Origin of the sequence: Saccharopolyspora sp. ID03-671 (genome assembly GCF_045278815.1) — a bacterium.
GTDB classification, from domain to species: domain Bacteria; phylum Actinomycetota; class Actinomycetes; order Mycobacteriales; family Pseudonocardiaceae; genus Saccharopolyspora; species Saccharopolyspora ipomoeae.
Window position 1 is genome coordinate 6477945 of the sequence record NZ_CP134054.1, and the last position, 24640, is coordinate 6502584.

Genomic DNA, 24640 nt, shown 5'->3' on the forward strand with positions numbered 1-24640 from the left:
AACTCCTCGTCTAGTTGATGCGAACCGTCGGGGCGTGCAGCGCCGCGGTCGCGCCGCCGTCGATGTCCACGCTCGTCCGGCCCTTGATCGACACCGACGTCGTGGCGTCGAGGGAGATCGACCGGCCGGACAGGGTGATGTCCCCGGTGCCCGCGTCCAACTCGATCCCGGTGGGGGACAACGACATCGAGGTCAGCACCCGCCGCCCGCCCGGGGCGCGGACGGTGATGTCGACGGTCTGCGCCTGCTCGTCCATCCGGATGTCGAGCCGCTTGTTCCCGCTGGCCACGTGCACGCCCGGCGACCGGGTCGTGGAGTCGATGAGCTCCAGCCGATGTCCCTTGCGGGAGACCAGGGAACGCCGGTTGACCTTGCCGCTGGTGCGGTCGACGAGCGGCCCGTCGTGCTCCGACGGTGAGTCGACCCCGTTGTAGAGCCCGCCGATCACGTAGGGGTGGTCGAGGCTGCCCTGCTCGAAGCCGACCAGCACCTCGTCGTCGACGTCCGGGCTGAACACCCCGCCACCGCCGTTCCCGCCGAGCTGCACCGTGCGGACCCAGTCGGTGACGTAGTCGTCGGACAGCCACGGGAACTTCAGCTTCACCCAGCCGCGCTCGGACTTCCCGGGTTCCTTGATGTCGGTGACGATCCCGGTGGCCACGCCCGGGATGCGCGGACCCCGGTCGGGCGCACCGGCACCGGCGACCAGACCGGCCAGCGACCGGTCCGGCGAGGCGCTGACCAGCACCGTCGTCCGGTAGCCCTGGCCGGGTTCGAGGACGTGGTGCACGGCGGTCGCGGTGTACTTGCCCGCGAAGTCCTCGCCGACGTTGCCCAGCGCCACCGGCACTCCCGCCCGCAGCTTCGGGTTGCCCTCGGCGACGGCCTCGACCTCCCCGAGCCCGGCGCGCATCGACGCCGCCAGGGCCTTGGCGGTCGTCCGCGCCTCGGCCTGCGTGCCGTAGGGCATATCGGTGACCAGCAACTCGGGCTTGCCGAACTTCGAGCTCGCCCTCGCCGCCGTCAGGCCCGGTCGCACGACGTCGCTGGCGGCGGAGGTGTCCCGGGCGACGAGGGGCTTCTTGGTGTCGACGTTCCAGCCCCGGACCTCGACGGCGTCGACCTGGTCGGCGGCGGTCAGCACCGCCCGCAGCGCCATCAGGTTGCGCCCGTACTCCAGCACGAACGGGCTCTTGTTCGCCGGGATCGACGGGGATGGCGCCTTCGAGGCGGGGGTGAGCTCGGCGAAGTCGAGGCGGCCGTCGCCGTCGACGCGCACCGCGACGCCGTGCTCCCGGGCGAGGTTCTGCAGGAACTCCCAGTCCGAGACGTTGGCCTGCGACAACTGGGTGTAGGTGATCGGCTTGGCCTTGATCCGACCCGGCTTCAACTTCGCCCCGGTGGCGACCTCGCGCACGATCCTCTCCGCCGTCATGTTCCGGAACGCCTTTACCTTCCGGCCCCGCATCAACCGGTGCGCCCTGCTCATCGCCCGCACGACCGTGAAAGACCCGGTCCCGTCCGAGTCCAGTTCCAGAGCCGTGACCTCGCCGGCGAAGAGCTCCTCGGCCGTCGCGCTCGCGGTGGTCGTCACCTTCACCGTCAGCTCCGAGCCGATGCCGATCCCGGTGGCGGACAGCAGCTCGTGGTTCGGGTCCCGGAACACCAGCGTCGCGGCGTCGGGCAACGTGACGTTCTCGTCCACGACGCAGCTGGTCAGCTGCTGCTGCCAGGCAGCGGGCAGCGCCGCCGGGATGCCCACGACGGGATCGGCGGCCACCGACCGGCCGGAGGAGTCGTTGCCCATCAGTCAGGCTCCCTCTCGTCGTCGAGCGCGGGCACCAGCAGTTCCGCGCCCGGTGCCAGGATCATGGGATCGTCGATGTCGTTGGCCTCGGCGATCAGCCGCCACGCGGTCGCGTCGCCGTACTCCTGCCACGCGAGGTGCGCCAAGCTGTCCCCGGCCACCACCCGGTGCGTGCGCCGGGCGTTCTCCGAGCCCGACGTGGGGTTCTGGCCGGGCGTGTCGGCACCGGCCTCCTCGATGCTCAGCGAGCACGTCGCGCGCAGCGGCGTGCCGTCGACGTCGAACAGCGAGTACTCCACGGAGAAGCTCGACAGCACGCCGTCGAACGAGGTCGTCTTGGCGGTGCCCCACTCGAACCGCACCCACGGGCTCGCCGGTTTCTTCGCCGCCAGGCTCTTCGGCGTGGGCACGCAGGCCAGCATCAGGTCCTCGACCTTCTTCTCCACCGAACCGTCGTGCTTGTCGGTGGCGTCGAGGAAGACCTCCAGCGACAGCGAGCGCGGGCCGCTGCCGACGAACTCGGGCGTGGCGGACTCGTCGGCCATCCGCGCGGGTTTGCGGCGCCACTCGGTGCTCTTCGTCAGGCTCAGCCGGTTCGGGTTGAACTGGAACCGGACCTCCTTGAGCCGCGCACCGGCCCCGGCGCCGACCTTCGCGGGCGGCTCCATGATCAGCAACTTGGCTCGGGCCAGGTTCTTGCGTGCCATCGTCCCCTCACCCCGCCCGCAGGCCCTCGTGGGCGATCTCCAACGTCTCCACCGCGGCCTGCGCGGTGGCCGGGTCGAACGACGGCCCCTGCCAGCTGACCGGGACGATGCCGAGCACCTGCCAGCGGGCCAGGGGAGTGCGGTCGGGTTTGAGCGCGACGATCTCGCCGTCCTTGCGGTCGGCCCGCTGGATGATCCGCGAGATCCAGCGGGAGATCTTGGTGGTGTCGGAGGTGACCGGCCTGGTCAGCGTGATGTTCGACCAGGTGATGCGGGTGGGCAGCTGCCAGGTGAACCCGTTGTTGCCGCCCTCGGTGAACTGCTCCACCTCCACCTGGGCGCCCAGGCCCGAGCAGGTGTGGAACGGGCCCAGGTCGTCACCGGCGATCTTCAACTGGAAGAACACGCTGGACGCGAAGATGTTCTGCGACATCGACGTACTCCTTCCCTCACCTGCGGCGATCGTTCAGGCGGCCGAGGCGCTCCCGGCCGTGCCGGAACTCGGCCCGCAGCAACCGGCTCACCGGCTCGACGAGCCTGCGCGCGAGCTCCTCGGTGTCCTCCTGCTGGCGGGCGGGTTCCTGCTGCGGGACGGGTTCTGGATCGGTTCGCTTCGCCTCGCGCTGGACGACGGTGACCGGAACTCCGGCCGGGACACCGGGGATCGACGTCGGCGGGGTGGGGGTGCGTTGGACCGGGGGAGGGCTGGTGCTGGGGGAGCCGGTCGTCGGGGTCGGTCGGGCCGTGGGAGGGACGAGCTCGGTGGTGCCCGTCGGTGACGTCGTGGGGTGCGGCCGAGTCGTCGGGGCGCGTTGGATCGTCGGGCCGGGCGGCTTCCACCGGACCGGCGAAGGCCTTGGGGGAGAGCCGGATTCGGGGGTTTGAGGAGCGGTTTCGAAGCCTCGCCCGGTGCGGACGCTCAGCGGACGCGCGGAGACCACAGGCCGCACCTGAGCCCGGGTCGGTGAGCCGGACTTCGGGGGATTCGGCGAATGAGGTCGCAGCGACAGGCTCCGCTGGACAGTCAGATCCGCGTCAGAGTCGGTGGAAGTTCCCGAGAAAGACGGAATATCAACGGAAGGTTCTGTGGTTCCGCTCCGCGAGTCCCCTGATGCGCGTGCTGTCGCCGATGCGTTCACCGGAAGCGGATCGGAAGGCGCACTCGCCTCACCCGAAGGCCCAACACCGCCATCTCCACTCGCAACATCCACCGAAATCCGCTGAACAGAAGGAGAATCCGCGACCAACGATCCGACCGTCCCAGATGCAGCCTCATCCGACGGAACGACACCCCGCGCGGACTCGATCACTCCCACCTCACCCGCAACCCCGCCCGGAACAACCGGCCCGACCTCCGACGCAGCGCCCTCAACGACCCCCACCCGCTCCCCGGAGCCCTCCTCGATGCGCTCCACCGGAAGTCCTGAATGAGAGCGATCAGAACCGGACAACGTTCGCCGCTGAACGAACTCACCTCCCGAGGGAGGGAGGTTTTCATGAAAACTGTCCCCACCTTCGTCACCTGGAACGACGAAGTTTTCATGAAAACCTCCCCCTCCCCGTCGAGAACGAGAGGTGGGAACATCCCCCTGATCACGTCCCTGGCCTCGGTCGATGCCCGTGACGGGGAATTTTTCATGAGAATGTTCCACGGTTAGGTGGTCTCGTGAGGGAGGGAGGTTTTCATGAAAACTGTCACCTCGTTGGTTGGAGGTGGTGGGGAGGTTTTCATGAAAACTTCCCTCACCCAACGGGGGTGAGGTGGGGGTGGAGCCGGGGAGAGGTCGTGCTGAGAGGGGGAGGTGGGGTAGTGGGGGTCCGATTCCCGGACGTGGGCGGTTTTCGGGAGGTGGTGAGGAGTGCGGGTCGGGAGTTCTCGGGGTGCGTTGGATCGTCGGTGGGTCGTTGGTGCGTTCCGGAGCGGGTGTCGCGTTGTCGTGGGGTGAGGGGGTTCGGTCGAGGACCGGTGGAGTGGTCACGTCCTCGTGAGCGGCTTCGGTTTCGGGTGCGGAGCGGGTGTTCGACGCCGGCGGCTCGGAACGGGTGTTGCGTTCGGGGTCGTTCGTGGGGGCCGTGGCTGCGGTGGGTGGCGGGCTCAGGAGAGGTTCGCCGGGGCCGCTGCTCGGGGCGAAGCGGCGTTGGGTTGTGCCGGTCGAAGACCGCTGGGTGGCCTTCGTGGGTGGCGGAGCCGTCGCGGTCCCGGGTGAAGGGGTCGGCCGGATCGCGGGCACCGGGCGCGGCGGGAGGGTCCGAGCGCGGCGAGCGACCGTCAGCGGCGGTGATGGTCGGCGCGGTTGAACCAGGGGAACGTTGGGCAAGGTAATCGGGGAGGAAGGGCTCTCCACTGCGCCAATCGACTGCGCAGCGGACGGGTTCGGCAAACTACCAACGGGTTTCGTCAGACCATCAGCCGGTTTCGTTGGACCATCAACCGTTCGCCTCGTGAGGCCCTCAACCGATTCCGCCGAACCATCCGGATCTGGCGAGTCGGCGACCGATCCCGACGGCTCGTTGCCTCGAACCGGATTCGCGACGGGAACCCGACCGGTACGCACGACCGGCTCCGCCTGCCGCTGCACGGTCCGCACCGGCAGCTCAACCCCCGATGACCGCTGCACTGAAAACCCGGCGGTCGGGCGCAACAGCCCGTGCACCAGCCCGGACGGGGCGGCCGGGTCGACGAGATGCCCCATCCCGGTCATCACCCCGTGCTCCCGGTACGACGCGACCGAATCGCGGAACCCGCTCTCGACCACCCCGATCCCGGAGCGCTGGAGCACCCCGAGGTCGCCGCCGGCGCGCCGCCAACCCCCGTCCCAGGCGGGAACCGCAACGGGGGAGGAGCTCCCGGCAGGGCGTCGTCGGCGGAACAGGTCGAGCAGGCCCACCGGCTCATCCCCCCTCGTTCATCCGCGTGTTGATCTGCGCGATCTCGCGCACCCACCGGCGGCGCTCGTGGTGGTCGAGATCGAGGATCTCCTCGCGCGTCCAGTGGAAGTGGTAGGCGACGTACGCGACCTCCGCGTGCAGCCGCTCCGGCGCGTACGTCACGATTCCCCCAGGCGACCACCCGCCAGGTCGACCTCGAACGCGGCCGCGCACGACGGGCAGGTGACCCCGGCGCGGGTGTGGCCCTCGCTGTTGATCCGCCGGTAGAAGTCCTGCAGGAACGCCACGTCGGTGGCGTACATGTTCTCCACGACGCCCGCGTGCACGTCGGTGATCTCGCCGAGCCTCGTGATGACCTGCGCCAGCAGCACGACGCTGAGGTAGGCCGGGTTCTCCTTGACCCGCACGTCGATCTGCGGCCGAAGCTCGTCCTTGGCGGTGGCCAGCCGCATCCGGCCGTGCCGGTGCACCGTCCCGTCGCCGTGCACGTAACCCCGGGGCAGCTCGAACTCGAACTCCTCGTGCCCGGTCGACGTCTCCGGTGCTTCGGGAGCGCGGTTGCCCGCGACCTCGTCGAGGTCGCTGAGCGAGGTGATGCGTCGTCTCATTCGACTTCGATCCGCTCGAACACGATGGTGACCTGCTCGGTGGCCGGGTTGGACTCGCCCGCGCTGAACGACGGGCCCTCCCACTTGCTGACCCAGCAGTCGTAGAGCTGCATGCGGCGGACCGATTCGCCCATCGAGTCCTGGATCTCGATGGTGAGGTTCTCCCGCGCGCCCTCCACGTCGCCGTCGAGCAGCGTCTTCTTGATCCAGGCGGTGAACTCGGTGCTCTTGTCGAGGCCGCGGGTGATGGTGACCTCGCCGCCCTTCTGCCCGCCGGGCTGCTTCTTGTTGATGCGCTCGCCGGTGGGGGTCACCTGCTGGGTCTCGATCACGTCCTGCTCGACGGTGAGACCGGAGACCTCCTTGACCGATTCCACCGTCACGCTGCCGAGTTCCACGCCGAACCGGTGCGTGGAGAGGGTGTCGCCTTGTGCCATGTCGTCTCCCTTACTCGCTGACCAGGCTGGTGCTGTCGGAGAACTGCGAGAGCCGGAAGACCACGAACTCGGCGGGTTTCACGGGCGCCACCCCGATCTCGCACACCACCTGGCCGAGGTCGATGGATTCCTGCGGGTTGTTCTCCCGGTCGCACTTGATGAAGAACGCCTCGTCGGCGGTGCGCCCGAACAGCGCCCCGTCGCGCCACGACTGGTGCAGGAACGCGCCGATGTTGCGGCGGATGCTCGACCACAACCGGTCGTCGTTCGGCTCGAACACCACCCACTGGGTGCCGACCAGGATCGACTCTTCCAGGTAGTTGAACAGCCGCCGCACGTTGAGGTAGCGCCACGCCGGGTCGGAGGACAGCGTCCGCGCGCCCCAGATTCGGATGCCGCGCCCGGCGAAGGAGCGCACGCAGTTCACGCCGACCGGGTTGAGCAGGTCCTGCTCGCCCTTGCTCAGGTTCGTCTCCAGGTCCACGGCCCCGCGGATGACCTCGTTGGCGGGCGCCTTGTGCACGCCGCGCTCGGTGTCGCTGCGCGCCCACACGCCGGCGACGTGACCGCTCGGCGGCACCATCGCGTTGCGCCCGCTGGACGGGTCGAACACCTTGATCCACGGGTAGTACAGCGTCGCGTACTTGGAGTCGTAGCCGGCGTCGTCCATCCGCCACGCCCGCACCTGCTGCGCGTTGAGCCCCGGCGGGGGATCGAGCAGCGCGACCCGGTCGCCCATCTGCTCGCAGTGCGAGATCGCCGCCAGCTGCACGGTTTTCACGCCCTCGGCGTCGATCAACCCGCGCTGGTGCGCGCTCATCAGGTCGGGGACGCACACCATCGTGATCTCGTCGATGGTCTCCAGCCCGCCGAACCCGGTCCGCGCGGTGAGGTCGCCGACGTACTCCTGCGGGTCCACTGTGGCGGGTGCGGGCGCGCTGGGCGGCGCGGCGACCGGGACCGTCTGGTTGTCGGGCCTGGTCAGCGACCCGGAGGTGGCTTCGGTGATCTCGATGAGCCGCGACCGCTCGCGCACTTGCGTGACCACGTAGCTCTTGACGTTCTTCTTGGCGGACACGTCGAAGATCTCGGCGACCTTCCCGTTCTGGTTGACCACCAGCCGGAACCGGTCCTCCGGCGGGTTCTCGCCCTCGGCGTCGGCGACCTCCACGGTCAGCCCCGACCCGGCCCCGGGCAGCGCCGACACCCGCAGCCCGCCCAGCTCAGCGGGTGTCGCCGCGGCGGGCGAGGCGGGCGCGGACGGTCCGCCGATCCGCACGACGTAGGCGGAACCACCCCCGTTGGCGAAGTACCCGTACACCGAGTGCGCGAGGTAGCCGTCACCGAACCCGCCGAAGGTCCGGGTGAACTGGCTCCAGTTCGTCACCAGCGTCGGTTCGTGCACCGGTCCCTGCGACGCGAACCCGACGAAGGCGGCCACAGCGGTCCCGACCCCCTCGATGGGCCTGGACCCGTTCTGGACCTCCTCGACGTAGACGCCAGGAGACAGGTACGACGGCATGTTCGCTCCTTCAGCTCAAGGCACGGCCACACCCGACCCTCGCGCCCCACCTCCGCCGCGAACATGTCCACCAGCACCCCAACGAGGGCAACACCACTGCCTCCCCGAACACACCACCGTGCCTTTCAGCTCCGGTCGAGCGGGCAGGGCGCGCGTTGGCGGGCCGGCTGCGAGTCAAGGTGTTCTCTGGTAGAAAGCGCACGTTCTCAACGTGGGGGAGGTAGCCATGACGGAAGGTCGTCCGCCGTACCCGCCGTTCACCGAGGAGACGGCGTTGCAGAAGGTGCAGGCCGCGGAGGACGCGTGGAACACCCGGGATCCGCAGCGGGTGGCCTTGGCGTACACGCCGGACTCGAGCTGGCGGAACCGGGACGTGTTCCTCACCGGCCGCGAGGAGATCATCGCGTTCCTGACGCGGAAGTGGGAGCGCGAACTGGACTACGCGCTGCGCAAGAGCCTCTGGAGCTTTCACGAGAACCGGATCGCCGTCCGCTTCCAGTACGAGTGCCACGACCGTGACGGCCAGTGGTGGCGCAGCTACGGCAACGAGCTGTGGGAGTTCGACGAGCACGGCCTCATGCGACGCCGCGAAGCGAGCATCAACGACGTCCCCATCACCGAGGCCGAGCGCCGTATCCACGGCCCGCGACCCACCGACGAGCACGGCCTCGACATCCCGCTCCGGTAGTACTACCGGGTCGAGGATCTGCGCAACGCGGCACTCAGTTCCGGCTGATCTTGACCAGGCGATATTCTCCTGGGTGGTTGGTTTTGAAGGTGGCGCCGGCTTGCCCCTCGGCATTGGCGCCGAGTCGGGTCGATCCGCGGTTGCCGATCGGCACTACCTCGACGGCGACGGTCAATCGCTGGTACCCGTCCACGCCTGCATTGGCTTCGTTGATCGCTGTGATCCGCTGTTCGAGCGTGTCCGCGTACGAAGCTGTGGGCTCGCTGTCCGTGAGTACGTAGGCGTGGCTGTCGCTTCCCAGCACCCTCTCCAGACAGCTGGCGAGATCATTCGGTGCGGCTTGGAGAATCCACGGGCCCGGGTGGGGGACCAGGACGTCGGTGTGCGGTACGTGCGTGCCGAACTCGGTGATCGACGCCTGCCGGAGGATACTGACATCTGCGGGAACACCCCGCTTTTCAAGCCGGTCGCGCAGGGGCTTCTCCATCATCGATGGGTCGTAGGCGGAGAACCCCTGCTTCCGCCAGTCCTGGACGTTCGCCAAGAAATCACCCTCGTTGGGATGCGGGCCGCTGATCGCCCCGACCACGGTGTTCCGCGATTGCTCCAACGCTTCCTCGATGCTGAGGAACTCGTCTTCCGACATGGCCAGGGCCTTCAAGCGCTCGATTCGGTCGGGGGAGGAACCTCTTACCTGCGGCAGCCTCGGGACCTGCTCCGGTGGCATCGGTTCGAGAACGTTGTCACCGTTGTCGCTCTTCGGCATGATCACGCGCTGAACATGGGGTTGTCCGGTCGCCTGCTCGCTGGCGACCGCGGTGTGCGGATGTACCGGGGGTCCCGCGGAGAGTGCTCTGGACGCGTTCTCCTCGGCTTCGCGCTCGAACCGGTCCGTGGGGTCGCTGAGTTGCAGACCAGCGCCGTTGTCGGTTCCGTCCACAGCGCCTCGGCGTTGCTGGATGACGTGCGTCAGCTCGTGGGCCAAGGTGTGCGCGTCAGCCCCGCCGGGACCGATCACCACGTGATTGCCGGAGGTGTAGGCGCGGGCTCCGATCTCGGTAGCCGAATCTTGAGCCGATGTGTCGGTGTGCAGTCGGACGTCGGAGAAATCCGCTCCGAGCCTTGCTTCCATCTCGGTCCGGGTCGACGCATCCAGCGGCTGTCCCGGCTTGCGAAGCACGTCGTGCACCGCTGACCGTTGGACTGGCTGCTGGCCATCCAGCGTGCGGGCAACGGCGGCATTGCCGATCCGGCGTTGCAGCGCCAACAGGTCGGAGGGCGACGTCGCGTTGGGAGACGGTGCCACCGCCGCTGCGCTGACATTGTCGGATGTCGCGATCGTGCTCGGCGGGACACTTCCAGCGGCCGTCTCGTCGGGCTTCTCATGTGAGAACACGGTCGTCTCCCTGGTGCTCATATCTGGAACTCGGAGTCCAAGATCAGGCGGCCCAATTTTCCGTATTCCTGGCGAATTGCCGTGATCAGCTCTTCTCCACCGACCGGCTTTCCCGCCTCCGCTGCCAGGTAGGCGGCTGTGATGGTGCAGGAGCGGATTGAGCCGCCGGAGAGTTCGAAGGTCGCGCAGAAGTCGAGGTCGAGGTCTTCGGCTCGGGGGAGGTCCCGGCCGAGGCAGCGGTCCCACAATGCTCGGCGTTGGTCGTGGTCGGGCATGGGGAAGTCGGCGATCACGTCGAGGCGGCGGGTGAAGGCTTCGTCGAGGTTGGCTCGGAGGTTGGTGGTGAGGATGGCGATGCCGTCGAAGGTTTCCATGCGTTGCAGCAGGTAGGCGGATTCGACGTTGGCGTAGCGGTCGTGGGCGTCCTGGACGGCGGAGCGCTTGCCGAAGAGGGCGTCGGCCTCGTCGAAGAGGAGGACCCCGTTGACACCGGCGGCTTCGGTGAAGATGCGTTCGAGGTTCTTCTCCGTCTCGCCCACGTACTTGTCGACCACTGTGGACAGATCCACCACGTAGAGGTCCATGCCGAGGTCGGCCGCCACGACCTCCGCCGACATCGTCTTGCCCGTGCCCGACTCTCCGGCGAACAGGGCGAGGACGCCGCGGCCTCGGCCGCCGCCGGGGCGCATCCGCCAGTCGCCGAGGACCCGGTCGCGGTGCCGGGCGCGCATCGCGAGTTCGGTGAGCTGGCGCTGCGTCGGCTCGGGCAGCACCAGGTCGTCCCAGGTCACGGTCGGGGTGATGTGCCGGGCGAGCCGTTCCAGGCCCGCGCCGTTCTGGGCTCGGGCGCCCGCGCGCAGGTCGTCGGTGCCGACCGGGCGGGAGTCGAACGCGGCGAGCTGAACCGCCACCGATGCGGCGCGGCCGATCGCTTCGGTGTCGAGTTGGTAGCCGCCCACGGCCTCGGCCAGCGTCTCCTCCGGCACCTCGGCCGAGACGGCCGCCAGGGCTCGCCGCCACTCCTGCGCGCGCTCCTCGGAGCTCGGAGGTGCGACGCGGACCGACACCGGGGCCCGCTGGGACCAGGCCGGGTCCCAGCTCCCGGTTCCGCGCAGCAGCAGCGGGACGCGCTCAGAGGTGCGCACGAGATCCCGCAGCAGGCGAGCCCGTTCCGGGCCGAGCTTCTCCAGCGGTCCCAGCACGATCCCGGCCCGGCTCAGCGCCGCTTCCCGGACGAGCACCGGAACGGAATCCGGGGAGAGGTCGGCGACGTCGATGACGAGCGCTGCCCTGCCGCTGACCGAAAGGGCATCCAGGGCGACCCGCGCGGCCCCGTCCGCGCCGTGCAGGTGCACCAGCCGCACCCCGGAGTCCAGGGCCGCGCCGATCCGCTTGGCGAGCTCGCCCGGCGGGCCGCCGTGCACCAGGCGTCCGATGTCGGGTTCGTCGTGGCCGAGCAGGTGCGCCACCACGCGGTCGGGCACCCGCAACGTGCGCGACAACGCCGGGCGCTCGGGCTCCAGCACCTCCAGCAGTCCGCCCGCTACCAGGGGAGCGCGGGAGGTGAACCGGAACCTGCCGTCTCCCGCCGACGGCATCCCGCACAGCTCCAGCGCGAGCCCGGTGGTCGCGCGGCGCCTCGTCACGTCGTCGTTGAGGTAGCCGTAGAGCGGTTCGAAGCGGACGTCGACGTCGGGTGCCAGCGCCACCAGCAGCAGCTCCACGTCGAGCTCGGTGAGCCCGAATTCCTCGCTCAACCCCAGCAACCTCGGACCGGGAACGGCCGAGGTCAGGCCGTCGCCGGACCAGGCTGTCGCGGGTGTCGCCAGGATGCGCTCGACGTGCTCCGGGGTCAGGTAGAGGCCGCGGTGCGGGTCGTCCGGGTGCGGATCGGTGGCGCGCCGGGCCGCGACCGCCGAGCGGACCCGCTGCTCGACCCGGCCCAAGCGCGCCCATAGGTGGTGCAGGTCGGCGGCCGTCACGAGACCGGTCCTCGGCGTCGACGTTTCGGTTCCGGGCGCGGGCGGGCCGGGGCGAAGGCCTCGCCCTCGGCGGTGGACCCGGCGTAGCGCAGGCGCCGGGCCTCGTCGTCGGAGCGCAGCACCACGCCCTCGGTGACCGGCGGACCGGCCGGGATCAGGTCCCCGGACAGCGGAGCCGTGACCCGCAGGTTGATCGACGGCTTGAGCTGCCCGCCCAGCGCCGACCACACATCGGCCGCCGAACGCCCCTCCGCCATCGACCCGCCGGCCTCGAAGGCCACCGTCAACCCGAGCTCGGCCAGCGTGCCGGTCAGCCAACGCTGCGCCAGGGAGTTGTGGCGGACGAGGCAGCGCAGCACCTCCGCGAGCAGCCGGTGCTCGTCCTGCGGGCGGTTCGTCCACACCGTCACCAGGTAGGCGAGGTGGAACCAGTGCGGCGGCTCCTGCCAGCCCGTCACCGCGCCCGCGTCGTCGCGCCGCTCGAACCGGCCGCCCTGCCGCAGTCCCGGCTCCTCCCGGATGTCGTAGAGGAACACGCTGATCGTCGGCGCGTTGCGCTTGGCCGCCCAGTCCGTGGTCGGCGCCTCGAAACCCAGCTCCACGCCCGACCCCGGCAGGTCGTGCTCGGCCAGCAGCAGCCGCAGCGCCTCGTCGACCTCGTGGATCACCGCCGGCCCACCATCCCGGGCGGCGCGATCGCCGGATCGACCACCAGGAATCGCGCGGTCACCGGGCTGAACCCGGCACCCGAGGCGGTGATGGTGCGCGGACCGGTCTCGTCCTTCGGCAGGATCAGCAGCTGCGCCGCGAACCGCCCGTCCGGGCCCGGCAGGGTCGGTGCCGCCGAGGCCGTGATCCCCGGCGACCACTCCAGCCGCACCGGAGTTCCCGGCGGGAAGTCGAACCCGCGCACCGAGGTCACGAAACCGGGTTCACCGACCTCCGGCACCGCGACGATCCGGGGCTGCAGCACGCGGTAAGGCCTGGTCGCGCGGTTGTCGCCGGGATCGGAGTCGGACCCGCCGGTGCGCACCGCAGCCCCGATGTCGGCCTCCAGCGCCGCGTTGGGCGCCAGCACCACCCGCCGCTCGACGACTCCACCGGGCTCCAGATCGGGCAGTGGGCACCGGGTTCCGGTGCAGTCCGGCGGTGCGCTCCGCACGGGGACACCCGGAGGCAGGGCCATGTCCAGCTCCAGCCCGGTCGCCCGCGCCTCGCCGGTGTTGCGGACCGCGAAGACCACCTCGGTGCCACCGCCCACATAGGACGGATCGGGTGAGCTCGTCAGTCCGACAGCCGGGTTGGCCTGCAGCGGTGGAGGTTCCGGGCGCACCGGCACCACCGTGCGGGAGGTGTTGTCGCCGGGGCGGCTGTCGCGCACCGAGCCCGTCGCGGTCCAGGTCAGCGGGTGATCGCCGGGGTCGTCGCCGACCAGCTCGGCCGTGACGCGCACCGACCGCCCGGGTTCCAGCACGCCGAGGGAACACCGCGCGCCCTCGCACGACCCCTGCTCGGTGCGCAGTCGTGTCAGCTCCACTCCCGACGGCACGTCCAGCGTCGCCGCCGTGCCCGGCGAGGTCGCCAGGCCGTTGTTGCGCACCACGCCCGTGACCGTCACCGACTTATCCACCTGGACCTGCTCCGCCGACTCCGGCGCGGTCATCGACAGGTCCACCGTCGCCCGCCAGCTCGGCTCCTTCTGCCGTCCCGGCAGCCGGTCGCTGAGCGAGGTCACCTCGCGCGTGGCGGGATCGAGGATCGACAGGTGCTCCGGCGCGTTGTTGTCGCTGCTCAGCCGCCGGGACAGGACGAGCCGCTCGCCGTCCGGCGACCAGGTCGCGTCGCGCGGCTGGTAGGTCCCGGAACCCTCCGGCTGGTCGGGGATGTCCACGCAGCTTTCCTGGTTCCGGGGCAGCAGCACCTCGCACCGGTTGCCGTCCAGGTAGATCCGGTACAGCCCGTCGCGCTCGCGGTTGAACACGATGCTGCGCCCGTCCGGCGCGAACACCGGGCTGTCGTCCACCACCTCGCACCGGCAGATCGTCTCGCTGAGGTCCTGCTGGCCGCCCAGATCACCGGCGCGGGCGATCCAGATGTGGTTGCGCCGCTGCTCGTCCGGCACGTCGGAGACCCGGCCGCGGCTGAACGAGAACCGCGTGCCGTCCGGCGACCACGCGGGCTGGGTGTCGTCCAGCGACGGATCCGGGTTACCCAGCCGCTTGGTCACCTCGCCGGAGTCGACGTCCACGACGACGATGCGGCTTCGGCCGCGCTCGTCGGCCGGGGTCAGCGCGCCCGGCGACCTGCGGGCCACCGCGAGCGACCCGCCGTCCGGCGACCACGCGACGTCGGACTCCCAGTCGTCGGCCTGCCGGTCGGCGATGGGCAGCCGCCTGGGGTTGGAGCCGTCGGCGTCGACCAGCCAGATCCGCTGGACGCGTTGCCCGCCGACGTCCTCGAACCGGCTGATCGCGATCCGGCTTCCGTCGGGGGAGTAGGCCTGCCGCTCCGTCCACGGGTCGAAGCCCTCGGTCGGCGTGAACAGCAGGCTGGAGTCCTGGAACGCGTTCGGGTCCTCGGTCATCACGTCCACACCCAGATCGCGCGGATCGACCCCGTCGGAGCGGATGTCCTGCAACCGCACCACGTTCCGCGACGACCCGGTCGTGCGCGCCACCACCAGGCGCCCGATCCCGCCGCCGGTGAACCAGGTCGGCGAGTCGACCAGGCGGTCCTCCGAGAGCAGGCGCTGAGCGGTCGCCGACACCGGCGCTCCCGTGGCGTCGACCCGGAACACCTGATCGCCGACGTTGTTCGGCTGCGGCTCGGCGTCCGGGTAGGTGGGGCTGAGGAACAGCAGCCGCCTGCCGTCCGGGAGCCACCGCGGTTGGCGGGTCTGCCAGCCCGGGTCGTCGGCGAACAGCGGCTGCTCGGAACCGGGTTCGAGGACGCGCACCTGGTGCGCGGCGTTGTCGTCCGGGGAGTCGGCGTCGTAGTGGGTGTAGGCGATGCGGTCCGCGTCGACCGGGTTCCACGACGGTTCCCCGGCCGAGCCCGACGGTTCGTCGGTCAACCGGCGCAGCGCACCGCCGGAGGCGGGCTGGTCGTAGATCTGCCAGCGGCCGCCCGCGTCGCAGGCGAAGGCGATCCGCGTCCCGTCCGGTGAGAACGTCGGGTGCGTCTCGTTGTTCGCGGTGTCGGCGACCCGGTGCGCGCCGCTGCCGTCGGTGCGCGCCAGCCAGAGGTCGCGCTCGCCGTCCGACCCGGCCGAATCGAACGCCACCCACCGCAGATCCGGGGACAGCTCCGGGTTGGCCGCGTCCATCCCCCGGGTCAGCCGCCGGACGGTGCCGTCGGTGTCCCGCAGGTAGACCTGCGGGGTCCTCTCGTCGCGGAGGCTGGTGAACACCAGCAGCCCGTCGCGGGACGAGACGTCCTGGTCGAAGTGCTGCCTCGGCTCGTCGAACAGCGGCGGCGTGGGCACCTGGTCGGACAGCCCCGGCGCGGCGACGCCCAAGCTGCGGTGCGCGGTCCCGGCGTAGGAGATGCGGCTCGCCTCCACCTCAGCCGCCGGAGCCGGAACCGGGGCCGCCGGAGCCGGGGTGGTCGGGACGCCGATCAGCCCGCACAGCAGCAGGATCACACCGAGCAGGACGATCCCCCAGCGGGTCCTCCCACGTCGGAAACCGGGCACGTTGCCGACCACGATCACCCTCCGCCCGCTCGACGCCTCCCCGCAGCTTCACCGGTTCCCGCCCCGGTGCCCAGGAACCGCGAGGCACCGCGGCGGGAAGAGCGGAGGCACTTTCGGGCAAGCGAGCTAGATCAAGCCCTGCCGCATCGCGAAGCCGACGGCGTGGGCGCGGTTGCGCAGCTGCAGGCGGGTGGTGACCTCCTGCAGGATGTTCTTCACGGTCCGCTCGGAGTAGGACATCTTGGTCGCGATCTCCCGGGTGTCGAACCCGTCGGAGATCAGGCGCAGCACCTCGCCCTCGCGAGCCGACAACGTCGACAGCGTCGCGCCGGACGCGCTCGGAACCCCGCGCTGCAACCGGCCCACGTGATCCAGCAGCCTGCCGAGCATGTCCCCGGGCAGCACCCCCTCGCCGCGGATCAGCGCGGTCACCAGCCCCACCAGCCGGTCGGCGTCGGCGTCGCGGCGGCGCAGGACCGCCGCCACCCCGCACTCGATGCTGGTCTGCAGCGCGTCCTGGCCGAACTCGCCGATGATGAGCCCGGTTCTGACCGTCGACGTGCGCTGCAACCTGCGCAGCAGCTGCTCGGATTCCTCGTCCAACCGGTCGACCACGACCAGCGCCACCTCCGCGCGGTCCTCCTCGCTGGGTCTGAGCACCTCCACCTCGGGGCGCGGGCGCAGCTGGTGGCTGACACCGCTCTCCAGGATGGGGTCGGCCGCGCATATCGCGACCGGAACTCTCGTCATCGGCTCTCCTCCCTAAGAACCTGCCCCCTTTCCAGTGTTACGCCAATTCCGAGCGCCGCGGGACGGCCATTCGGGGAAGGAAACTGTGGAATGGGCCATGACAGGCCGGTTTTCCGCTCATGCGAGCGATGTTCCGGACGTTTTCGGCATATTCCACGCAGCGTCGGGCAGAACTCGATGCCCGCCGGGGGCACTCCCGCTGCCTCCGCGCTGCCCTCGCCGCTCTGACTCGCGCGGCCGCGCGGCGCCTAGTTTCTCCTCCCGTGACGACTCAAGCCGAATTCGACGGCGAGCGGGTGGAAGTCGCGCCCGGCGGTGAGGCAACAGCGATTTTCACCGTGCGCAACAACACCGACATCGTCGAGGCGTACGAGTTCGAAGTCGTCGGCGAATGCGCGGACTGGACCGCGGTGATCCCCGAACGCCTCCCGGTCTACCCGGGCGAGCAGGGCACCGTCACGCTCGTCCTGCGCCCGCCGCAGTCCTCCGAGGTGCCGGCCGGGGAGGTCCCGCTGGCCGTGCGGGTCGTGCCGGTCGAGCAGCCCGACCTGGTGGCCGTGCCGGAGACGACCGTCGTCATCGCCCCGTTCCACCGGTTCCGCGGCGCGCTCACCCCGCAGCGGCGGCGCGCGTGGCGCAGCGGCCGGTTCGTGGTGTCGGTGCACGACCAGGGCAACACCCCCATCGCGGTTCCGCTCGCGGCCACCGATCCGGCCGAGGAGCTGGCGTTCTCCTTCGACTCCGAGCGGCTCGCGCTCAACCCCGGCGACCGCACCGAGGTCCGCCTTCGGGTGCGCGCCGGGGGGCTCATCTGGTTCGGCAAACCCGCGTCGAAACCCTTCCACGTCACCGCGTCCGGCAGCACCGAGGAAGCGGAGGCGGAGGAGCTCGACGGCGAGCTCGTCCAGCTCCCGCTGCTGCCGCGATGGCTGCTGGCCCTGCTCGGGCTGCTGCTGGCGCTGCTGCTGCTCTGGTACGCGCTGGTGCTGCCCGAGCTGACGAGCGCCGCGCAGGAGGCCGCGCGGCGCCAGACCGAGCAGATGGTGGCCGACGGCGAGCTCGCCCCGCCGCAGCCACCGGCCGAGGAACCGCCACCCGGCGAACCCGGTGGTGGCGAACCGCCTCCGCCCGCGAACCCGGCGGCCACCGGTCAGCAGCACTCGGCCACCATCGAGGTCAGCACCCGGCCCGGCGGCGCGGGGGCGCGCTCCTACGCGGTTCCGGAGGGCCAGGACTTCTACGTCACGGACCTGGTGCTGGCCAACTACCAGGGCGACGAGGGGCTGCTCACCATCGAGTTCGACGGGCGGACGATCACCACCATCGCGCTGGAGACCTTCCGCAACCAGGACTACCACTGGGTGACGCCGATCAAGGTCCCGAGCGAGGCCGCGATCGAGGCGACGGTGCGGTGCGCCCGCCCGGGCACACCGCCCTACGGCCCTACGGCGGCCCGCTGCGTCCAGCAGCTCAACGTCAGCGGAACCGTGGCCCCCGCTCCGCGCTGAAGCGTGTTCATGTTCATGGCACGAGAGGGTGAACCATCCCTGTGAAGTCCCCGAACGGGTGATCTCCGGTGGCTGAGCGCGACTGGTCTGGTTAGAACGTTGCGCAGCCGATCTTGTCACTCGAGGAGACCCAGGAGGGTTTCGTGCCGAAGTCAAGACACCGCGCTCCCACCGCCTGCCTGCGACAGTGGATCGTCTGGGCGGTAGCGGCCCTGGTGGCCGCCGCCGCGTTCGCCGTCGTCGCCCCGATCGGCGGGGCGATGCCCGTCGCCTGGACCTTCGTGCTGCTCCTGCTGTGCTTCGCTACCGGGTCGATGGCCGGTTCGATGCTGCTGTCCCGGCCGCTGCGCCAGGACGGGCACCTGGTCTTCTCGGCGGTCCGCGAACCCGAGGCCATCGAGCAGGCGCCCGCGGCGGAACGCCCCAAATCCCTGCCCGCTTCGCAGTCCCCGCCCGCACCCGAGCGGCCCAGCACCGCGCCGCGCACCGACGAGACCCCGGCGTTCGCCTCCTCCGACGACCTGGAGGTGACGGTCCTGGTCTCCGGGAACGACGGCTCGGACCAGTCCGGCGGCGAGCTCGCCGGAGTCGGCTTCGCCGACCTCGGCGCCGCCTACGTCGTCGAGACCGCCATCCCGACCCAGCAGGTCGGGGAGCCCGAAACCGTTGCGGAAGAACAGGATTCGAGTCCGTACCCGGGCTCGGTGAAGGCGAAGCCCAACGGCCGGTCCCCGCGCGGCGACTACCGAGTCAAGGGCAACACCCGCTCCAAGCGGTACCACACGATGCAGTCCCCCTACTACGAGCGCACCAAGGCCGGCGTCTGGTTCCGCTCCGCCGCCGACGCCGAAGCCGCAGGCTTCTCGGCCTGGAACGCCCGCACCAAGAACCCCCTCTGATCAGGAACGACGTCCTCCGGTTTCGTCCCGTTCGGGGCGTTGACACGGTTCGCCGGGTCGGCTGATCCTCGTAGGCGTCGCTGACGAGGAGGTCGGGGATGGTGCTGACCGGGGCAGGTGCGGAGCCGCTGCGGAACCACCCCGTCCTGCGCAGTCGGGACCTCGACGAGGTGCAGGAGCTGGGGGAGCGGCTGTTCGCCCCGCACCGGCTGGAGCTGTCCGACCGGGCCGGTGCGCTGGACGCGCTGGTCAACGCCGTCGGAATCCAGGACGTGACCATCGGTTACGTCCGCTACGGGCCGCCGGTGCGGATCACCGTCGCCGACATGAGCGACACGTACCAGATCAACATCCCGGTCACCGGCGCGATGAAGATCAGCGACGGTCGCGACACCATCATCGCCGGCCCGCGACGCCCGGCGGTGATGGTGCCCGGGGCTCGCTACGTCGGGCAGTGGACGCTCGGGTGCACGCAGCTGGCCGTCAACATCACCCGCGCCGCCCTCGACGACGAGCTCGCGCGGCTGCTGGGGCGGCCGATCAGCGGGCCGATCCGCTTCGACCTCGGCATGGATCTCGCGGAATCGGCGGTGCAGAGCTGGTTCTCGGCCGTGCGACTGGCCGTCGCGGAGATCGACCGCTCGCGCAGCGTCCTGCTGGACCCGCGCACCGCAGGCCACCTGGAGCGCATCCTGATCACCGGGCTGCTGCTGAGCGCGCGCCACGACCACTCCGCCGCGCTGGCCGAACCGCATCCGCAGCCGGGGCCGAGCACCGTGCGGCGGGCCGTGGAGATCATCGAGGCTCGGGCAGGTGAGCCGCTGTCGGTCACCGACGTCGCCGAGGCCGTCGGGGTGAGCGTGCGGTCGCTGCAGGAAGGGTTCCGGGCGCACGTCGGGGTTTCGCCGATGGCCTACCTCCGCGACGTGCGGCTCGTCGGCGCCCACCGCTGCCTGAGCCAGGCCTCGCCGGAGACGACCACGGTCACCGACGTCGCCTGCCGCTGGGGGTTCACGCACCTGGGCCGGTTCGCGGCCGCCTACCAGCGCAAGTACGGCGTCGCCCCGTCCCGGACGCTGCGCGCGGACGGTTCTGCGCGGAACCGGTGATCGCCCGCGTTAATCGGATAGTTGAACCCGCGATGACCTCGTAGCGTCGAGAACCGCACGTTCAGGACAGAACAGTGACTTTCCACGAGGAGGTGGGAGGTTGTGCGCCCGTCCGACAACGACTTCGACGCCGTCGTCATCGGGGCCGGTTTCTCCGGCCTGTACATGCTCCACCGGCTGCGCGACACCCTGGGGCTCACCGCGAGGGTCTTCGAGGCGGCCGATGACGTCGGCGGAACCTGGTACTGGAACCGCTATCCCGGCGCCCGCTGCGACTCCGAGAGCTACTTCTACAGCTTCTCCGACCGGCTTTCCGAAGAACTGCTGGAGGAGTGGACCTGGACCGAGCGATTCGCCGGGCAACCCGAGATCCTCGGCTACCTCCAGCACGTCGCCGAGCGGTTCGACCTCTACCGCGACATCCGGTTCGGCACCCGCGTCGTGGCCGCCGAGTACGACGAGACCTCCGGCCGCTGGTCGGTGCGCACCGACGCCGGTGAGCGCGCGACGGCCACCTACCTCATCACCGCCGTCGGATGCCTGTCGACGACGAACCTGCCGAGTTCCCCGGCCGGGACTCCTTCCGCGGCGACTGGTACCACACCGGGCTGTGGCCGCACGAGGGCGTGGACTTCACCGGGAAGCGGGTGGCGGTCATCGGCACCGGCGCGACCGGCGTGCAGGCCATCCCGGAGATCGCGAAGGAGGCCGAGCACGTCTACGTCCTGCAGCGCACGCCGAACTACGACATCGCGGGCGGGAACCGGCCGATGACCGAGGAGGACGGCCGCGCGATCAAGGACAACTACCGGGAGATCTGGCAGACCACGCGCGAAACCGGTTTCGGCTTCCCGTACCGCACGCCGGAGCGCACGGCTCTGTCGGTGTCCGACGACGAACGGCGGCAGATCTACGAAGAAGCCTGGCAGCGAGGTGGTTTCCGGCTCGGCACCACGTTCAACGACCTGCTGGTGGACGAGGACGCCAACGAGACCGCCGCCGAGTTCCTGCGCGCTCGCATCCGCGAACGCGTGCGCGACCCGGAGGTCGCCGAACTGCTCAGCCCCCGCGATCACCCGTTCTTCACCAAGCGGCCACCGCTGGAGAACGGCTACTACGACACCTTCAACCGGGACAACGTGACCCTGGTGAACGTGCGCGACGCGCCGATCCGGGAGATCACCGAGCGCGGCGTGCGCACCGCCGACGGCGAGTACGAGGTCGACACCCTGGTCTACGCCACCGGTTTCGACGCGATGACCGGCACCCTGTTCAAGATCGGCATCCGGGGCCGCGACGGCCTCGACCTGCGGGAGAAGTGGGCGAAGGGACCCACCAGCTACCTCGGCGTCACGACCTCGGGGTTCCCGAACCTGTTCATGATCACCGGTCCGCAGAGCCCGTCGGTGCTGACGAACATGCCGGTGGCCATCGAGCAGCACGTGGACTGGATCACCGACTGCCTGCGGTACCTGCGCGAGCGGGGAGCGGACCTGATCGAGCCCCTGCCGGAGGCCGAGCGGGACTGGGTCGACCACCACGACGAGGTCACCGCGACGACGTTGCTGCCGCGGGCGAACTCGTGGTGGGTCGGGGCCAACATCCCCGGCAAACCGCGCAGCCTCTACCCGTACGTGGGCGGGCTCGACGTCTACCGCGTCATCTGCGACCGGGTCGCCGCGCGCGGCTACGACGGGTTCACCACCGGCTCGGCGGGCCGCACGACCGGCGGGTTCGCCGGGGTCGCCCGCGCCACCTTCGACGAACTGGCCGCCGAGGCCTCCTGAGGAGCCACCATGCCACCGCATCCCGAAGCCCAGCAGCTGCTGGCCGCGCTCGGCGAGGCCGGAATGCCGCCGTTCGAGCACATGACCGTCCCGCAGGCGCGCGCCGCCACGAACGGGTTCATCGACCTGCAAGGACCACCCGAGGACATCGCCACCGAGGACCGCACGATCCCGGGTCCCGCCGGGTCGATCCCGGTGCGGATCTACACACCGGCAGGCGAGGGCCCCGCACCGGTGATCGTGTACTTCCACGGTGGCGGGTGGGTGGTCGGCGACGTCGAGATCTGCGACCGGCCGGTCCGCCAGATCGCCAACCGCAGCGGTGCCGTCGTCGTCTCCGTCGACTACCGGCTGGCGCCCGAGCACGTCTACCCGGCGGCCTTCGACGACTGCTACGCGGCCACGGCCTGGGTCGCCGCGCACGCCGCCGAGCTCGGCGGCGACCCGCGCCTGGTCGCGACCGCCGGGGACAGCGCGGGCGGCAACCTCGCCGCCGCGGTGGCCCTCGCCGCCCGCGACCGGCAGGGCCCGGACCTGGTCGCGCAGCTGCTCATCTACCCGGTCACCGACTTCGACTTCACCACCGACTCCTACATCGAGAACGGCGAGGGCTACCTGCTCACCAAGGGGTCGATGCAGTGGTTCTGGGCCCACTACCTGGGAGCCCAGGACCTGGGCAAGGACCCGTGCGCGTGCCCGGCCCGCGCCGACGACCTCGCCGGACTGCCACCGGCGTTCGTGGCCACCGCCGAGTTCGACCCGCTGCGCGACGAGGGCGAGGCCTACGCCGACGAGCTGCGCTCCGCCGGGGTACCGGTCACCGCGAAGCGGTACGCCGGGATGCTGCACGGATTCGCCTGGACGCTCGGCGCCACGCCCAGCGGGGCGGCGCTGATCGACGACCTGGTCTCGGCGTTCCGCGCGGCGCTGGACGGTGTTCGGTAGGGCATGCTCGTCGGCGGCCGGATGATTGGCGACGGAGGAGAGGCGATGTACCGACTCACCGTGATCTACGACCACCCCGCGGATCCCGACGCGTTCCTGCGGCACTACCGCGACGTGCACGCGGTGCTGGCGAGCAAGATGCCCCGGCTCCAGTCCTACGAGTGGGGCGTGTGCGAGATGCCCGACGGCAGCGCGCCGCCGCACTTCGTGGTCGCCACGCTGGACTGGGCGAGCAAGGACGACGCGATGGCGGCGCTGCAGTCCCCGGAAGGTCAGGCCGGCACCGCCGACCTCGGCAACTTCACCGAGCCGGACCAGGTCCGCCTGTTCTTCCAGGAGCTCACCGAGGCCGTCTAGCCCGGCGGCGTTGATCTGCCCTAGCCTGGCGGGGTGGATTTGGCGCTGCCCGAGTGGACCGTGCTCGCGCTGCTGCGGGAGGAATCCCGGCACGGCTTCGCCCTCGCCGGGCTCACCGCGCGGCAGGGCGAGCTGGGCCGCGTCTGGCACGTCCCGAAACCCATGATCTACCGGGCGCTGGACCGGCTGGCCAAGGCCGAGCTCATCGCACCGTCCGGTGTGGAGTCCGATCGCGGTCCGTCCAGGACGGTGTTCGCGCTGACCGACTCCGGCCGCGACGCGGTGGAGGAGTGGCTGCACCGGCCGGTCGAGCACGTGCGCGAGATCCGCTCGACGCTGCTGATGAAGCTGGCGCTGCTGCAGCGCCGGGAACTCGGCCACGACGTGCTGCTGCGGCGGCAGCGGGAGGTGCTGGAGCCGATCGTCACCGCCCTCGACCAGGAGCGCGCGGACGGCGACGGCTTCACCGAAGTGCTCATGACCTGGCGCTACACCAGCGCCGACGCCGCGCTGCGGTTCGTCGCCGAGCTGGAGTCCCAGGGCGGTCCCGGGTCCCAGGGCGGCCCGGGACCTCAGGGCAGCCCGGCGCGGCGGCGGACCCACGAGGGCGGCTGACCGCACTCGGCGGCGATCTCGCGCCACGTCATCCCGGCGGCGCGCCGGTCGTCGAGGTAGTCGGTGATGGCGGCGAAGCCGAACTCGGCGGCCACCCGGGCCGCGCGCTCGGCGCAGCGCTGCCGGTTGGTGGCGTGCGCGGTCTTGGTGATGCCGTGGCGCGCCAGCGCCGTCTCGACGGCACCGCGGCCGAACCCGACCTCGTGGGCGATCGCCCGGATCGACCGGCGCTGCAGCACGTGCCGGTCGTGCAGGTAGGCGGCGACGTCGGTGAAGCCCCACTCGCCGATCCGGGGCAGCCACGGCGCGTCGAACCGGCGCCGCGCGGCGATCCCGTCGATCTCGCGGGCCGCTTCCGGGTCCACGTTGGACAGGTGGCGGCACAGCCAGTCCTTGTGCAGTCCCGCTTCCCGGCTGATGGCAGCCAGGCTGTTCCCGGCGGCGACGCGATCGCGCACCAGCGCGCCGATGTCGGCGAAACCCAGTGCGGTGGCGGCGTTCTGGGCGGTCTCGCGGAGCTTGGCGAGCTTCTGCCGCCGGGTTCCCTCGGCTCGCGCGGCCGGGGAGATCGCGGCCAGCGTGCGCAGCGTCTTGGCGCGCCGCTGCTCGGGTTGCCTGCGTCCGCGCGAGGCGCGGGCGGCGGCCTTGGTGAGCTCGCCGCTGCGCAGCCAGACCTCGCCCTGCTCGCATCCCGCGCGCACGTGCGGGTCCCGCAGGCGCCGGGTCCGCATCGCCACCGCGCGCCGCTGACGCGTGCCGTCGCCCTCCAGCGACTGGTTGCGCTCCAATCCGAACGCCTCGCGGTAGGCGAGGTGGGTCCAGCCGTGCGCGGACAGGTGGGCCGGGATGGACCGGAACCACTCACCGCACAGGTGGCACAGCACCCGGTCTCCTTCGCGGACCACGACGCCGGTCGGTGCGTACTGCGACAAGACTGCCT

General features: G+C 70.7%; 22 protein-coding genes and 1 pseudogene. 9 read left to right on the forward strand and 14 right to left on the reverse strand.

Annotated elements, in window-relative coordinates:
• Positions 1 to 10 precede the first annotated feature (10 nt).
• From REH65_RS30075 to REH65_RS30110, 8 genes are all read right to left on the reverse strand, one after another.
• Complete coding sequence (locus tag REH65_RS30075) at positions 11 to 1807, reverse strand: VgrG-related protein (protein ID WP_406690120.1); 1797 nt, start codon at positions 1805 to 1807, stop codon at positions 11 to 13.
• Complete coding sequence (locus REH65_RS30080; RefSeq protein ID WP_281458216.1) at positions 1807 to 2514, reverse strand: LysM peptidoglycan-binding domain-containing protein; 708 nt, start codon at positions 2512 to 2514, stop codon at positions 1807 to 1809. The genes REH65_RS30075 and REH65_RS30080 overlap by 1 nt, the downstream gene beginning before the upstream one ends.
• 7 nt (positions 2515 to 2521) lie before the next feature.
• Positions 2522 to 2947 (reverse strand): phage tail protein, encoded by a 426-nt coding sequence (locus tag REH65_RS30085; RefSeq protein ID WP_281458217.1) that lies wholly within the window; start codon positions 2945 to 2947, stop codon positions 2522 to 2524.
• A gap of 16 nt (positions 2948 to 2963) precedes the next feature.
• Positions 2964 to 3455 (reverse strand): hypothetical protein, encoded by a 492-nt coding sequence (locus REH65_RS30090; RefSeq protein WP_406690121.1) that lies wholly within the window; start codon positions 3453 to 3455, stop codon positions 2964 to 2966.
• A 1951-nt stretch (positions 3456 to 5406) separates the two neighbouring features.
• On the reverse strand, positions 5407 to 5565 hold the full coding sequence (locus REH65_RS30095) for a DUF6760 family protein (RefSeq protein ID WP_281458219.1): 159 nt from the start codon (positions 5563 to 5565) through the stop codon (positions 5407 to 5409).
• Positions 5562 to 6011, reverse strand: coding sequence for a hypothetical protein (locus REH65_RS30100; RefSeq protein WP_406690122.1), 450 nt, complete (start codon positions 6009 to 6011; stop codon positions 5562 to 5564). Before REH65_RS30100 ends, REH65_RS30095 begins: the two co-directional genes overlap by 4 nt.
• Positions 6008 to 6448 (reverse strand): phage tail protein, encoded by a 441-nt coding sequence (locus REH65_RS30105; protein ID WP_281458221.1) that lies wholly within the window; start codon positions 6446 to 6448, stop codon positions 6008 to 6010. Before REH65_RS30105 ends, REH65_RS30100 begins: the two co-directional genes overlap by 4 nt.
• Before the next feature lie 10 nt (positions 6449 to 6458).
• On the reverse strand, positions 6459 to 7970 hold the full coding sequence (locus REH65_RS30110) for a phage tail sheath family protein (RefSeq protein ID WP_406690123.1): 1512 nt from the start codon (positions 7968 to 7970) through the stop codon (positions 6459 to 6461).
• 226 nt (positions 7971 to 8196) lie between these two features.
• Between REH65_RS30110 and REH65_RS30115 the strand changes: the two genes are divergently transcribed.
• Positions 8197 to 8658: a nuclear transport factor 2 family protein gene (locus REH65_RS30115; RefSeq protein ID WP_406690124.1), complete on the forward strand. Its 462-nt coding sequence runs from the start codon at positions 8197 to 8199 to the stop codon at positions 8656 to 8658.
• 34 nt (positions 8659 to 8692) lie between these two features.
• Here REH65_RS30115 and REH65_RS30120 read toward each other — a convergent pair whose 3' ends face one another.
• The 5 genes from REH65_RS30120 to REH65_RS30140 all read right to left on the reverse strand — a co-directional run bounded on the left by REH65_RS30120 (position 8693) and on the right by REH65_RS30140 (position 16480).
• The gene (locus tag REH65_RS30120) at positions 8693 to 10054 is read right to left on the reverse strand and encodes a DUF4157 domain-containing protein (protein WP_406690125.1); all 1362 of its coding nucleotides are present in this window, start codon (positions 10052 to 10054) and stop codon (positions 8693 to 8695) included.
• A 17-nt stretch (positions 10055 to 10071) separates the two neighbouring features.
• Complete coding sequence (locus tag REH65_RS30125) at positions 10072 to 12036, reverse strand: ATP-binding protein (RefSeq protein ID WP_406690126.1); 1965 nt, start codon at positions 12034 to 12036, stop codon at positions 10072 to 10074.
• Positions 12033 to 12704, reverse strand: a complete 672-nt coding sequence (locus tag REH65_RS30130; RefSeq protein ID WP_406690127.1) for a DUF4255 domain-containing protein — start codon at positions 12702 to 12704, stop codon at positions 12033 to 12035. Before REH65_RS30130 ends, REH65_RS30125 begins: the two co-directional genes overlap by 4 nt.
• Complete coding sequence (locus REH65_RS30135; protein WP_406690128.1) at positions 12701 to 15742, reverse strand: hypothetical protein; 3042 nt, start codon at positions 15740 to 15742, stop codon at positions 12701 to 12703. The genes REH65_RS30130 and REH65_RS30135 overlap by 4 nt, the downstream gene beginning before the upstream one ends.
• Positions 15743 to 15856: 114 nt before the next feature.
• Positions 15857 to 16480 (reverse strand): response regulator transcription factor, encoded by a 624-nt coding sequence (locus REH65_RS30140; RefSeq protein ID WP_406690129.1) that lies wholly within the window; start codon positions 16478 to 16480, stop codon positions 15857 to 15859.
• 263 nt (positions 16481 to 16743) lie between these two features.
• Between REH65_RS30140 and REH65_RS30145 the strand changes: the two genes are divergently transcribed.
• The 8 genes and pseudogenes from REH65_RS30145 (at position 16744) to REH65_RS30180 (ending at position 23700) form a co-directional block, all read left to right on the forward strand.
• Positions 16744 to 17988 (forward strand): hydrolytic protein, encoded by a 1245-nt coding sequence (locus tag REH65_RS30145; protein ID WP_406690130.1) that lies wholly within the window; start codon positions 16744 to 16746, stop codon positions 17986 to 17988.
• A 143-nt stretch (positions 17989 to 18131) separates the two neighbouring features.
• Entirely contained in the window at positions 18132 to 18887 is a 756-nt protein-coding gene (locus REH65_RS30150) for a hypothetical protein (protein WP_406690131.1), read from the forward strand.
• A 98-nt stretch (positions 18888 to 18985) separates the two neighbouring features.
• Positions 18986 to 19996 (forward strand): AraC family transcriptional regulator, encoded by a 1011-nt coding sequence (locus REH65_RS30155; RefSeq protein WP_406690132.1) that lies wholly within the window; start codon positions 18986 to 18988, stop codon positions 19994 to 19996.
• A gap of 165 nt (positions 19997 to 20161) precedes the next feature.
• Positions 20162 to 20455: pseudogene (locus tag REH65_RS30160) on the forward strand (cyclohexanone monooxygenase); the annotation flags it as partial.
• A 77-nt stretch (positions 20456 to 20532) separates the two neighbouring features.
• Positions 20533 to 21783, forward strand: a complete 1251-nt coding sequence (locus REH65_RS30165; protein ID WP_406690133.1) for a flavin-containing monooxygenase — start codon at positions 20533 to 20535, stop codon at positions 21781 to 21783.
• A 9-nt stretch (positions 21784 to 21792) separates the two neighbouring features.
• Positions 21793 to 22728 carry an alpha/beta hydrolase gene (locus REH65_RS30170; RefSeq protein ID WP_406690134.1) on the forward strand — a complete coding sequence of 312 codons (936 nt, stop codon included), beginning with the start codon at positions 21793 to 21795 and terminating at the stop codon, positions 22726 to 22728.
• Positions 22729 to 22773: 45 nt separating this feature from the next.
• On the forward strand, positions 22774 to 23085 hold the full coding sequence (locus tag REH65_RS30175; RefSeq protein ID WP_281458238.1) for an EthD family reductase: 312 nt from the start codon (positions 22774 to 22776) through the stop codon (positions 23083 to 23085).
• Positions 23086 to 23118: 33 nt separating this feature from the next.
• Positions 23119 to 23700 (forward strand): PadR family transcriptional regulator, encoded by a 582-nt coding sequence (locus REH65_RS30180; protein WP_406690135.1) that lies wholly within the window; start codon positions 23119 to 23121, stop codon positions 23698 to 23700.
• Here the strand turns inward: REH65_RS30180 and REH65_RS30185 are convergent.
• Positions 23658 to 24632, reverse strand: a complete 975-nt coding sequence (locus tag REH65_RS30185; RefSeq protein WP_406690136.1) for a MucR family transcriptional regulator — start codon at positions 24630 to 24632, stop codon at positions 23658 to 23660. The two genes, REH65_RS30180 and REH65_RS30185, sit on opposite strands and share 43 nt — an antisense overlap.
• Positions 24633 to 24640 lie beyond the last annotated feature (8 nt).

What these genes read in the sequence shown, in the direction of transcription:
- REH65_RS30075 (WP_406690120.1), bottom strand. Translation starts at nt 1,807, where the DNA reads ATGGGCAACGACTCCTCCGGCCGGTCGGTGGCCGCCGATCCCGTCGTG.
- REH65_RS30080 (WP_281458216.1), bottom strand. Translation starts at nt 2,514, where the DNA reads ATGGCACGCAAGAACCTGGCCCGAGCCAAGTTGCTGATCATGGAGCCG.
- REH65_RS30085 (WP_281458217.1), bottom strand. Translation starts at nt 2,947, where the DNA reads ATGTCGCAGAACATCTTCGCGTCCAGCGTGTTCTTCCAGTTGAAGATC.
- REH65_RS30100 (WP_406690122.1), bottom strand. Translation starts at nt 6,011, where the DNA reads ATGAGACGACGCATCACCTCGCTCAGCGACCTCGACGAGGTCGCGGGC.
- REH65_RS30105 (WP_281458221.1), bottom strand. Translation starts at nt 6,448, where the DNA reads ATGGCACAAGGCGACACCCTCTCCACGCACCGGTTCGGCGTGGAACTC.
- REH65_RS30110 (WP_406690123.1), bottom strand. Translation starts at nt 7,970, where the DNA reads ATGCCGTCGTACCTGTCTCCTGGCGTCTACGTCGAGGAGGTCCAGAAC.
- REH65_RS30115 (WP_406690124.1), top strand. Translation starts at nt 8,197, where the DNA reads ATGACGGAAGGTCGTCCGCCGTACCCGCCGTTCACCGAGGAGACGGCG.
- REH65_RS30140 (WP_406690129.1), bottom strand. Translation starts at nt 16,480, where the DNA reads ATGACGAGAGTTCCGGTCGCGATATGCGCGGCCGACCCCATCCTGGAG.
- REH65_RS30155 (WP_406690132.1), top strand. Translation starts at nt 18,986, where the DNA reads ATGGTGCTGACCGGGGCAGGTGCGGAGCCGCTGCGGAACCACCCCGTC.
- REH65_RS30165 (WP_406690133.1), top strand. Translation starts at nt 20,533, where the DNA reads ATGCCTGTCGACGACGAACCTGCCGAGTTCCCCGGCCGGGACTCCTTC.
- REH65_RS30170 (WP_406690134.1), top strand. Translation starts at nt 21,793, where the DNA reads ATGCCACCGCATCCCGAAGCCCAGCAGCTGCTGGCCGCGCTCGGCGAG.
- REH65_RS30175 (WP_281458238.1), top strand. Translation starts at nt 22,774, where the DNA reads ATGTACCGACTCACCGTGATCTACGACCACCCCGCGGATCCCGACGCG.